We start from the raw sequence: 8311 nt of genomic DNA, 5'->3' as shown, positions 1-8311 counted from the left end.
GACAACATCAAAATGGTTGTTACCCTGATCCACCCAATCGCAATGGACGACGGTCTGCGTTTCGCAATCCGTGAAGGTGGTCGTACCGTTGGCGCGGGTGTTGTTGCTAAAGTTATCGCTTAATCGCTGATAATATTTGACGCAACGCACAAGAAGAGGGCATCATTTGATGCCCTTTTTGCACGCTGTAACATAGAACCTGGCTCATCAGTGATTTTCAACCATAATCATTGCTGAGGCAGGCTCTGTAGCACGGCGTTATATGCCGAGTTTCGCCTGAGCGCATTATTCGGTTCGGTTGCCGCGTATTACGGGGCAAAATAGTTTCTGATCTATTGTGGCAGGTTGGTTTATGAGTGCTAATACCGAAGCTCAAGGGAGCGGGCGTGGACTGGAAACGGTAAAGTGGTTAGTGGTGGCGCTGCTGCTGCTCGTGGCCGTGGTTGGCAACTACTACTATCGTGAAGTCACCCTCCCGCTGCGCGCGCTGGCCGTTGTAATCCTGATCGCAGCAGCAGGTGGCATTGCGCTGCTGACGACGAAGGGCAAAGCAACCCTGGCTTTTGCCCGCGAAGCGCGCACAGAAGTTCGCAAGGTTATTTGGCCGACTCGTCAGGAAACGTTGCATACCACGTTAATCGTTGCCGCGGTTACTGCCGTGATGTCACTGATTTTGTGGGGACTGGATGGTATTCTGGTCCGTCTGGTATCGTTTATCACTGGCCTGAGGTTCTGAGATGTCTGAAGCTCCAAAAAAGCGCTGGTACGTCGTTCAGGCGTTTTCCGGCTTTGAAGGCCGTGTAGCCCAGTCGCTGCGCGAGCATATCAAATTACATAACATGGAAGAGCTTTTTGGCGACGTCATGGTGCCAACCGAAGAAGTGGTTGAAATCCGTGGCGGTCAGCGTCGCAAAAGCGAACGCAAGTTCTTCCCGGGCTATGTTCTGGTACAAATGGTCATGAACGATGCAAGCTGGCACTTAGTGCGCAGCGTGCCGCGCGTCATGGGTTTCATTGGTGGTACATCCGATCGTCCGGCACCTATTAGCGATAAAGAAGTCGACGCGATCATGAACCGCCTGCAGTCTGCTGGCGATAAGCCACGTCCGAAAACCCTGTTTGAACCAGGTGAAATGGTCCGCGTTAACGACGGTCCGTTTGCCGACTTCAACGGTGTGGTGGAAGAAGTGGATTATGAAAAAAGCCGCCTGAAAGTTTCCGTTTCCATCTTTGGCCGCGCTACGCCGGTTGAGCTGGACTTTGGACAGGTTGAGAAAGGCTGATCGGCCTGCATAAAATGTAAGCCGATAACCAGAATAACGGTTGCGGAAGGCGCGAAATTGCCCTACAATTTCGCGCCTTTTGTTTTTATGCGCTGCTACAGCGCGTGAATATTAATTACGGGGAGCTCTTTGCCGAGCGATTGAACCCAATAGAGGAATTATCATGGCTAAGAAAGTACAAGCCTACGTCAAGCTGCAGGTTGCAGCCGGTATGGCAAACCCAAGTCCGCCAGTAGGTCCGGCACTGGGTCAGCAGGGCGTTAACATCATGGAATTCTGTAAAGCGTTTAACGCCAAAACAGAATCCGTTGAGAAAGGTCTGCCGATCCCGGTTGTTATTACCGTTTATTCTGACCGTTCTTTCACCTTCGTTACCAAAACGCCTCCGGCAGCTGTACTGCTGAAGAAAGCGGCGGGTATCAAGTCTGGTTCCGGCAAGCCGAACAAAGACAAAGTAGGTAAAGTATCACGCGCTCAGGTACGTGAAATCGCAGAAACCAAAGCTGCGGACATGACTGGTGCTGACGTTGAAGCGATGACTCGCTCAATCGAAGGTACTGCTCGTTCCATGGGCCTGGTGGTAGAGGACTAAGAAATGGCTAAGCTGACCAAGCGCATGCGCGTGATCCGTGACAAAGTTGATGCAACTAAACAGTATGACATCAACGAAGCTGTCGCTCTGCTGAAGGAACTGGCAACGGCCAAGTTCGTAGAAAGCGTTGACGTAGCAGTAAACCTGGGCATTGATGCTCGTAAATCTGACCAGAACGTGCGCGGTGCAACCGTACTGCCACACGGTACCGGTCGTTCAGTACGCGTTGCCGTATTTACCCAGGGCGCAAACGCTGAAGCTGCTAAAGCAGCTGGCGCAGAGCTGGTAGGTATGGAAGATCTGGCTGACCAGATCAAAAAAGGCGAAATGAACTTTGACGTGGTTATCGCCTCTCCGGATGCGATGCGCGTTGTTGGCCAGCTGGGCCAGGTTCTGGGCCCACGCGGTCTGATGCCAAACCCGAAAGTTGGCACCGTAACGCCAAACGTTGCTGAAGCGGTTAAAAACGCTAAAGCGGGCCAGGTTCGCTATCGTAACGACAAAAACGGCATCATCCATACCACTATCGGTAAGGTTGATTTCGAGTCCGATAAGCTGAAAGAAAACCTGGAAGCCCTGCTGGTTGCGCTGAAAAAAGCGAAACCTTCTCAGGCGAAAGGCGTTTTCATCAAGAAAGTTAGCATCTCCACCACTATGGGTGCGGGTGTGGCAGTTGATCAGGCTGGCCTGAACGCTGTAGCTAACTAATCTGCTTTACGCGGGCGAAATTTTCGACTAGAATCTTTGGCCCGTTGTTCTGTAAATATACAGAACCTCTATTTAAGTCAATCGGACTGAGACAAGGCGGCAAAGCAGTGAATCGCCGGGAGCATAGCCCGCTATGTAACTGGTGTGAACGAGAGCGGCCAACGCAGTATCCGAATGACGCAGATAGACAGAATTTTCGGTTGGAGCCTGGCCTTATCCAGGCCTCCGTCCAAGACCGCAGGTGTTTCGAAAGGAACTTAATTTCCTGCGTAGACGGTGACAGAACCTGAAGAATATTTTTATAGTCTTTGCTGGATTCTGCTCACCGTGTTTGAGCGCCTGCTGACTTCGGTCGCAGGTGATGTGAGTTCCGGGGGAATCCTTCCCCGGTCAAAATCCAGGAGCAAAAGCTAATGGCATTAAATCTTCAAGACAAACAAGCGATTGTTGCTGAAGTCACCGAAGTAGCCAAAGGCGCGCTGTCTGCGGTAGTTGCGGATTCCCGCGGCGTGACCGTAGACAAAATGACTGAACTGCGTAAAGCAGGTCGTGAAGCTGGCGTTTACATGCGTGTTGTTCGCAACACCCTGCTGCGCCGCGTCGTTGAAGGAACTCAGTTTGAGATCCTGAAAGACACGTTTGTTGGTCCGACCCTGATTGCATACTCTATGGAACACCCGGGCGCTGCTGCTCGTCTGTTCAAAGAGTTCGCGAAAGCGAATGCAAAATTTGAGGTCAAAGCTGCGGCCTTTGAAGGTGAGCTGATCACGGCGGCGAATATCGACCGTCTGGCAACTCTGCCAACTTACGAAGAAGCGCTGGCACGTCTGATGTCGACCATGAAAGAAGCCGCTGCAGGCAAACTGGTCCGCACCCTGGCTGCCGTACGCGACGCGAAAGAAGCTGCTTAAGCTTTTTGCCCGTTGCACTTTAACGTATAAACTATTTCTGATTCACAGGAACAATTGTCATGTCTATCACTAAAGATCAAATTCTGGAAGCAGTAGCGGCTATGTCTGTAATGGACGTTGTTGAGCTGGTTTCCGCTATGGAAGAAAAATTCGGCGTTTCTGCTGCTGCTGCTGTAGCTGTTGCTGCAGGCCCGGCTGAAGCTGCTGAAGAAAAAACTGAGTTCGACGTTGTACTGAAAGCTATCGGCGCTAACAAAGTTGCCGTAATCAAAGCCGTACGTGGCGCAACTGGTCTGGGCCTGAAAGAAGCTAAAGACCTGGTTGAGTCTGCACCTGCTGCCCTGAAAGAAGGCATCAGCAAAGACGACGCAGAAGCTCTGAAGAAATCTCTGGAAGAAGCTGGCGCAGAAGTTGAAGTTAAATAAGCCAACCTTTCAGGTTGCAGCCTGAGTTAATCAGGCTGACGGCTGGTGACTTTTTGGTCACCAGCCTTTTTGCGCTGTAGAGCGTCAGTGGCGTTTCACACCGTTTAGTCACTGATTTGCTTAATGTCTTTTTCTATCGACGCCTTAATATATTGCTTCCCCGCAGGGTTCCCTGCCTTGCACGGCAACGAAATGATTTAAGAGTGATAGAAAGAGGTATTACGGAAGATGTTCATTCCGGCCCAACAAAATAGTGTTGCATGAACTGTCCCCCCTGGACGGACAGAGAGGTTCTACTTTTCAGCGAGCTGAGGAACCCTATGGTTTACTCCTATACCGAGAAAAAACGCATTCGTAAGGATTTTGGAAAACGTCCGCAGGTTCTGGACATTCCTTATCTCCTTTCTATCCAGCTTGACTCGTTCCAGAAGTTCATCGAGCAAGATCCGGAAGGTCAATATGGTCTGGAAGCGGCATTCCGTTCCGTATTCCCTATCCAAAGCTATAGCGGTAACTCTGAGCTGCAGTACGTCAGCTACCGTTTAGGCGAACCCGTCTTTGATGTTAAAGAGTGTCAGATCCGTGGCGTCACGTATTCTGCCCCTTTGCGCGTAAAACTGCGCCTGGTGATCTACGAGCGTGAAGCGCCGGAAGGCACCGTTAAAGACATCAAAGAGCAGGAAGTGTACATGGGCGAAATTCCGCTCATGACCGATAACGGTACCTTTGTGATCAACGGTACAGAACGCGTTATCGTTTCTCAGCTGCATCGTAGTCCTGGTGTCTTCTTTGACAGCGATAAGGGTAAAACCCACTCGTCGGGCAAAGTGCTGTATAACGCACGCATCATCCCTTACCGTGGTTCCTGGTTAGACTTCGAGTTTGACCCGAAAGACAACCTGTTCGTTCGTATTGACCGTCGCCGTAAGCTGCCAGCGACCATCATTCTGCGCGCGCTGAACTACACCACTGAGCAGATCCTTGACCTGTTCTTCGATAAAGTGGTGTATGAGATCCGCAACAACAAGCTGCAGATGGAACTGGTGCCTGAGCGCCTGCGCGGTGAGACTGCCTCCTTCGATATCGAAGCCAACGGTACTATTTACGTTGAGAAAGGCCGTCGCATTACAGCACGCCACATTCGTCAGCTGGAAAAAGATGGCGTTGAGCACATCGAAGTTCCGGTTGAATATATCGCGGGTAAAGTCGTCGCTAAAGATTACATCGACGAAAGCACCGGCGAACTGATCGTTGCCGCGAACATGGAGCTGTCGCTGGATCTGCTGGCCAAGCTGAGCCAGTCCGGCCACAAGCGCATTGAAACGCTGTTTACCAACGATCTGGATCACGGCCCGTACATCTCTGAGACCGTACGCGTCGACCCAACCACCGATCGCCTGAGCGCGCTGGTTGAGATCTACCGCATGATGCGTCCTGGCGAACCGCCAACGCGTGAAGCGGCTGAAAACCTGTTCGAGAACCTGTTTTTCTCGGAAGACCGCTACGATCTGTCAGCGGTTGGCCGTATGAAGTTCAACCGTTCTCTGCTGCGTGACGAGATCGAAGGTTCCGGTATCCTGAGCAAAGACGACATCATTGAAGTGATGAAGAAGCTCATCGGTATCCGTAACGGTATTGGCGAAGTGGATGATATCGACCACCTCGGCAACCGTCGTATCCGTTCCGTCGGCGAAATGGCTGAAAACCAGTTCCGTGTAGGTCTGGTTCGTGTTGAGCGTGCGGTGAAAGAACGTCTTTCCCTGGGCGATCTCGATACCCTGATGCCTCAGGATATGATCAACGCCAAGCCGATTTCTGCGGCAGTGAAAGAGTTCTTTGGTTCCAGCCAGCTGTCACAGTTTATGGACCAGAACAACCCGCTGTCTGAGATTACGCACAAGCGTCGTATCTCTGCACTTGGCCCGGGCGGTCTGACGCGTGAGCGTGCAGGCTTTGAAGTTCGAGACGTTCACCCGACTCACTACGGTCGCGTGTGCCCAATCGAAACGCCTGAAGGTCCAAACATCGGTCTGATCAACTCCCTGTCTGTTTATGCGCAGACCAACGAGTATGGTTTCCTGGAAACCCCATACCGTCGCGTTCGCGAAGGCGTGGTGACCGACGAAATTCATTACCTCTCTGCAATTGAAGAGGGTAACTACGTTATCGCTCAGGCAAACACCAACCTCGACGACGAAGGTCACTTCGTAGACGACCTGGTGACCTGCCGTAGCAAAGGCGAATCGAGCCTGTTCAGCCGCGACCAGGTTGACTACATGGACGTTTCCACCCAGCAGGTGGTTTCCGTCGGTGCGTCCCTGATCCCGTTCCTGGAGCACGATGACGCCAACCGCGCATTGATGGGTGCAAACATGCAACGTCAGGCGGTTCCGACTCTGCGCGCTGACAAGCCGCTGGTTGGTACCGGTATGGAACGCGCGGTAGCGGTTGACTCCGGTGTAACAGCCGTAGCGAAACGTGGTGGTACCGTTCAGTACGTGGATGCGTCCCGTATCGTTATTAAAGTTAACGAAGACGAGATGTACCCGGGCGAAGCCGGTATCGACATTTACAACCTGACCAAGTACACCCGTTCTAACCAGAACACCTGCATCAACCAGATGCCGTGTGTCAACCTGGGCGAACCAATCGAGCGCGGTGACGTGCTGGCCGATGGTCCTTCAACGGATCTGGGCGAGCTGGCGCTGGGTCAGAACATGCGCGTCGCGTTCATGCCTTGGAACGGCTACAACTTCGAAGACTCCATTCTGGTCTCCGAGCGTGTGGTACAGGAAGATCGCTTCACCACTATCCATATTCAGGAACTCGCCTGTGTGTCTCGCGACACCAAGCTGGGGCCGGAAGAGATCACTGCTGATATCCCTAACGTGGGTGAAGCTGCGCTCTCCAAACTGGATGAATCCGGTATCGTTTATATCGGTGCGGAAGTGACCGGCGGCGACATTCTGGTTGGTAAGGTGACGCCTAAAGGCGAAACCCAGCTGACGCCAGAAGAGAAACTGCTGCGTGCCATCTTCGGTGAGAAAGCGTCTGACGTTAAAGACTCTTCTCTGCGCGTACCAAACGGCGTGTCCGGTACCGTTATCGACGTGCAGGTCTTTACCCGCGATGGCGTGGAAAAAGACAAGCGCGCGCTGGAAATCGAAGAGATGCAGCTGAAGCAGGCGAAGAAAGACCTGTCTGAAGAACTGCAGATCCTCGAAGCCGGCCTGTTCAGCCGTATCAACTACCTGCTGGTTTCCGGCGGCGTGGAAGCGGAAAAACTGGACAAGCTGCCGCGCGAGCGCTGGCTGGAACTCGGCCTGACCGACGAAGAAAAACAGAGTCAGCTGGAGCAGCTGGCGGAGCAGTACGACGAGCTGAAGCACGAGTTTGAGAAGAAACTCGAAGCGAAACGCCGCAAAATCACTCAGGGCGATGACCTGGCACCTGGCGTGCTGAAAATCGTTAAAGTGTATCTGGCCGTTAAACGTCAGATCCAGCCTGGTGACAAAATGGCAGGTCGTCACGGGAACAAAGGTGTTATCTCCAAGATCAACCCGATCGAAGATATGCCATACGATGAGAACGGCACGCCGGTCGATATCGTACTGAACCCGCTGGGCGTACCGTCACGTATGAACATTGGTCAGATTCTTGAAACCCACCTGGGTATGGCTGCTAAAGGCATCGGCGAGAAAATCAACGCCATGCTGAAAAAGCAGGAAGAAGTCTCCAAACTGCGTGAGTTTATTCAGCGCGCTTACGATCTGGGCACCGACGTGCGTCAGAAAGTAGACCTGAATACCTTCAGCGATGACGAAGTACTGCGTCTGGCAGAGAACCTGAAAAAAGGTATGCCAATCGCCACGCCAGTGTTTGACGGCGCGAAAGAGAGCGAGATCAAAGAGCTGCTGCAGCTCGGCGGCCTGCCTTCTTCCGGTCAGATTACCCTGTTTGATGGCCGTACCGGCGAGCAGTTTGAGCGTCAGGTTACCGTTGGCTACATGTACATGCTGAAACTCAACCACTTAGTGGATGACAAGATGCACGCGCGTTCTACCGGTTCTTACAGCCTCGTTACTCAGCAGCCGCTGGGTGGTAAGGCGCAGTTCGGTGGACAGCGCTTCGGTGAGATGGAAGTGTGGGCGCTGGAAGCATACGGCGCCGCCTATACCCTGCAGGAAATGCTGACCGTGAAGTCTGATGACGTCAACGGCCGTACCAAGATGTATAAAAACATCGTTGACGGCAACCATCAGATGGAACCGGGCATGCCGGAATCCTTCAACGTACTGTTGAAAGAGATCCGCTCGCTGGGTATTAACATCGAGCTGGAAGACGAGTAAGCACTCGAATTTGTACTGGTTACAGGACGCCCGGCCCCGGGCG

8 protein-coding genes are annotated in these 8311 nt (G+C 52.6%); all 8 read left to right on the top strand.

Going from position 1 to position 8311, the window contains the following annotated elements; all coding sequences use genetic code 11:
• Positions 1-123 (top strand): EF-Tu C-terminal domain-related protein (locus ACMGEE_RS21350; protein ID WP_463357621.1); only part of this gene is annotated, 123 nt, incomplete at its 5' end.
• Positions 124-352: 229 nt separating this feature from the next.
• On the top strand, positions 353-736 hold the full coding sequence (secE, locus tag ACMGEE_RS21345) for a preprotein translocase subunit SecE (protein WP_253456291.1): 384 nt from the start codon (positions 353-355) through the stop codon (positions 734-736).
• A gap of 1 nt (position 737) precedes the next feature.
• A complete protein-coding gene (gene nusG, locus ACMGEE_RS21340; protein WP_024966040.1) occupies positions 738-1283 on the top strand; it encodes a transcription termination/antitermination protein NusG in 546 nt (181 codons plus the stop codon).
• A 163-nt stretch (positions 1284-1446) separates the two neighbouring features.
• Complete coding sequence (rplK, locus tag ACMGEE_RS21335; protein WP_125290943.1) at positions 1447-1875, top strand: 50S ribosomal protein L11; 429 nt, start codon at positions 1447-1449, stop codon at positions 1873-1875.
• 3 nt (positions 1876-1878) lie between these two features.
• On the top strand, positions 1879-2583 hold the full coding sequence (gene rplA, locus ACMGEE_RS21330; protein ID WP_125290944.1) for a 50S ribosomal protein L1: 705 nt from the start codon (positions 1879-1881) through the stop codon (positions 2581-2583).
• Positions 2584-2996: 413 nt separating this feature from the next.
• Positions 2997-3494 (top strand): 50S ribosomal protein L10, encoded by a 498-nt coding sequence (gene rplJ, locus ACMGEE_RS21325; RefSeq protein WP_125290945.1) that lies wholly within the window; start codon positions 2997-2999, stop codon positions 3492-3494.
• Between the two features lie 59 nt (positions 3495-3553).
• Entirely contained in the window at positions 3554-3919 is a 366-nt protein-coding gene (gene rplL, locus ACMGEE_RS21320; protein WP_253456287.1) for a 50S ribosomal protein L7/L12, read from the top strand.
• A 320-nt stretch (positions 3920-4239) separates the two neighbouring features.
• A complete protein-coding gene (gene rpoB, locus ACMGEE_RS21315; RefSeq protein WP_253456284.1) occupies positions 4240-8268 on the top strand; it encodes a DNA-directed RNA polymerase subunit beta in 4029 nt (1342 codons plus the stop codon).
• Positions 8269-8311 lie beyond the last annotated feature (43 nt).

The organism is Erwinia artemisiae (assembly GCF_051400835.1).
GTDB lineage: Bacteria > Pseudomonadota > Gammaproteobacteria > Enterobacterales > Enterobacteriaceae > Erwinia > Erwinia aeris.
Note: the sequence above shows the minus strand (reverse complement) of the source record. Positions and strands in the feature narration are given on the sequence as shown.